The sequence below is a fragment of the Sphaerotilus hippei genome, from assembly GCF_003201595.1.
In the GTDB taxonomy this organism is placed as follows: Bacteria; Pseudomonadota; Gammaproteobacteria; order Burkholderiales; family Burkholderiaceae_C; genus Sphaerotilus; species Sphaerotilus hippei.
The window spans coordinates 1-2,637 of the sequence record NZ_QJJS01000037.1 but is presented as its reverse complement, the minus strand read 5'-3'; the positions used below and the strand labels follow the sequence as shown (position 1 = coordinate 2,637).

Here is a 2,637-nt window from a genome sequence, read left to right as displayed (position 1 = left end):
GTGGGTCAGGCCCGGGCCCGGCTTCACTTCCTCGGCGTTGCTGGCGATGCAGGTGGTGCCGCTCCAGCGCTGGTCCTCGATGCAGCGCATCCAGACCAGCCCGGTTTTCCGGTCGAGGACCTGGGACCCGTCATCGATGGAGACGAAGTCGCTGACGTCGCGCCGCAGCGGCCCTTCACACTGCTGACCCCGGCCCGTCCGACGACGGCGGCTTCGACGAGTTGCGCGAGTTCAGCTTCTTGTCCAGCAGCGCGCTGACCTGCTCGCGCAGTTGCGCCAGTTCCTGCCCCAACTGTTCGATCACCGCGTGGCATTGCTCCAGCGTCTCGGGCTTGTCCTGCACTGCTGCAGCCTTGCGGTCTGGGGCTTCGGATTGGTCCATCCATGCACTCTCAGATCAGGCTGCCGTTCGATAAGGAAGCGTCCCCCACCAATCACGATGGATGTAGCCGTTGTTGAGTAGCAAGCTTGTCACTGCTTGCTCGCTGACCTCAAATTGGTAGGCAGCCTCTTCTATGGCATCAGAAGAGAAGTCACCGTTCAAGGAGGAGGTCAATGAATCAATCGGGCACAGGAATTCGGCAGCGAAGGCACGCTGGTACTTTTGCCGTGACGTTTTCAGGTCCGTGGACGCCAGCCAATGACTCTTGTCAGACGAAGGGCGCAGGTACTCGCCCAGGAAGCGCGCCAACTCAAACCGTTGCCCGATCGGACTGCGGCGACGGGGCACAAACTTCAACGCATGATCATGCGTTGGCATGGCCACCGCGACTGGCGGCCGGGCCGTCGATGCCGACCAACTGGAAACGGCAGCAGTGCTCAAGCCAAGCAGGGTATGCAGGCTCTCGCTGGTCATCGGATTGCTGACATTTCCAATTGCTCGCCGAAGGGCCTGCGCATCATGAACCGCTTGTTCCCAGGGGGCGCCATGTTCCAGATGCTGAAAACTGTCAGGTGTTACTTCTGGTGTGCCAACGATGCCGTCAGCGTTGACCAATTGGCCGAGTATCGACAGGTCAGGATTGGCGCCCGACGACGCAATCGCTGGCGCCAATTCCGACAATGCCTGATCTCCGACTTGGCCCCTCCACTGCATCGCAGCGTTCAGCAGGTCTTCAGGGCATTCCTCAGGATCAAAGCCAAGTTCGGCTTCCAACTTCCGAAGGCGTACCGCTTCGGGGTCTGCAAGATCTTCCTGGAGAGCGGCCCAGAGCTGCGCCAAATTTGTCCCAGCTAGTTTCTTGGCATCTAGCCTCGCGAGCACGCTTTGCACGAATCGATGGACGCTCTGCTGAAAGCCAGGCAACGAAATCAGCTTTGGCGCTTCAAGTGCTTGAAGGTACTGTACGGACTGTTCCGGTGTCATGGACGTCCCAGCCCATACGTGAATCGCTTCACCATCTGGGACGAAAATGACGCGAGGCCATACGAAGCCATGATTGGCAGCGCCGAGTTCATGGGCCGAGCGCCAGCCAAAGCCTGGTTGCTGGGCTGGCAACGGCTCATGATTCAGACGCCACCAAGAGCTTGCTAACCACATCGCCAATGGGTAGGCCGACAAGAAGGCGCTATCGCGAACTGTCTCCGCCCAGATATCTTGGTTCCGCGTCAAGCAGATGCGGTCAATGTGTATGTCGATTTGGGCCGCCGTAGCCCTCACCTCAGGTTCACCCGAAGCTGCGGCCATCCACTTTGCATTGATGTGGAGTTCAGTCATCAAGGCGCCCCCAACGACGGAGAACTTCTTGCGACAGTGGATCGGTTTCGGGCATGGGGTAGCCGTGATAAGTACCCAACCCTGGGTTTTCGATTTGCGCCTCCATGGCAAAGCCGTCGCTGGTGACAGACCAGACATTCTTCGGCCATTGGCCATCCATTCGGTCGCTCACGAGGCCCCTGCGGAGTCCGTCCCGCAGCAACGTCTCCGCTTCTTCACGCTTGAAGATCCTGGCAACGTCACACAGCGATTTCCCTTGCCTCGGATCGGCTGGAGGTGTGAGGCCAAAGTCGCCGGGGTTTTTCTTGTGCTCTGGGTTTCCGCCATAGCGAGCACGGTCGGCCAAGCTCCCGAGCTCTTCTGCACGGGCCTGCGCTTGTGCGGGAGTCAGCAGTTTGCGCTTTGGGTTGAACTGGGCGTAGCGGCGTTTCATAGTGTGGAGAGCAACATTCCCGTCGTCTGAGTTTACTGGACAACCTCATGGACCATGACACAGCGCGGTCAGCGACCAAGCCGCAGCGGTCTCAGCAGAGCACGGTGACGACCTCTTTCGGCTCAATGTGCGTCTTCTTCATCTTCGTCCTTTTCTTGCGAGTGCAAAGCGGAGCGGGCGACCCCGAGTTCGACACCAACCGCCGTAAGTTCTTGATCCGTATAGGTCAGCTCTTCGGGATTGCCACTACAGCAGCGTCAGCTGGGTGTCGATGTGCTGGACGCTCACGCTGGATGGGCCGGCAGGGTACGCTGTCCCCACGTTGATCGTGGGGATCGCGGTGGGCAGCGTGGCGGGCTGCGGCGCAGAGGGTGGCGCGCCCGCTCCGGCCTTATTTCCTGGCGGCGGGGGGCGCGTTGCGGACGAGGCGAACGTGGTGGGCCGTCGAGCCCGCCGTGTCGGCCCAGGCGTCGCTGGTGCCGATGGC

Annotated in this window: 3 protein-coding genes; all 3 read right to left on the bottom strand. The window is 60.5% G+C overall.

All coding sequences use genetic code 11. The features are described 5' to 3' along the window. Nucleotides 1-175: 175 nt before the first annotated feature. From C7444_RS20120 to C7444_RS19855, 3 genes are read right to left on the bottom strand one after another with little or no spacing between them, the layout of a single operon-like run. Complete coding sequence (locus C7444_RS20120) at nt 176-382, bottom strand: DUF6444 domain-containing protein (protein ID WP_146219464.1); 207 nt, start codon at nt 380-382, stop codon at nt 176-178. Nucleotides 383-397: 15 nt separating this feature from the next. Continuing rightward, on the bottom strand, nt 398-1,717 hold the full coding sequence (locus C7444_RS20115; RefSeq protein ID WP_146219463.1) for an ImmA/IrrE family metallo-endopeptidase: 1,320 nt from the start codon (nt 1,715-1,717) through the stop codon (nt 398-400). Further along, nucleotides 1,710-2,150, bottom strand: a complete 441-nt coding sequence (locus C7444_RS19855) for a hypothetical protein (RefSeq protein WP_110402587.1) — start codon at nt 2,148-2,150, stop codon at nt 1,710-1,712. The genes C7444_RS20115 and C7444_RS19855 overlap by 8 nt, the downstream gene beginning before the upstream one ends. Nucleotides 2,151-2,637: the final 487 nt, after the last annotated feature.

What these genes read in the sequence shown, in the direction of transcription:
- C7444_RS20115 (WP_146219463.1), bottom strand. Translation starts at nt 1,717, where the DNA reads ATGACTGAACTCCACATCAATGCAAAGTGGATGGCCGCAGCTTCGGGT.
- C7444_RS20120 (WP_146219464.1), bottom strand. Translation starts at nt 382, where the DNA reads ATGGACCAATCCGAAGCCCCAGACCGCAAGGCTGCAGCAGTGCAGGAC.
- C7444_RS19855 (WP_110402587.1), bottom strand. Translation starts at nt 2,150, where the DNA reads ATGAAACGCCGCTACGCCCAGTTCAACCCAAAGCGCAAACTGCTGACT.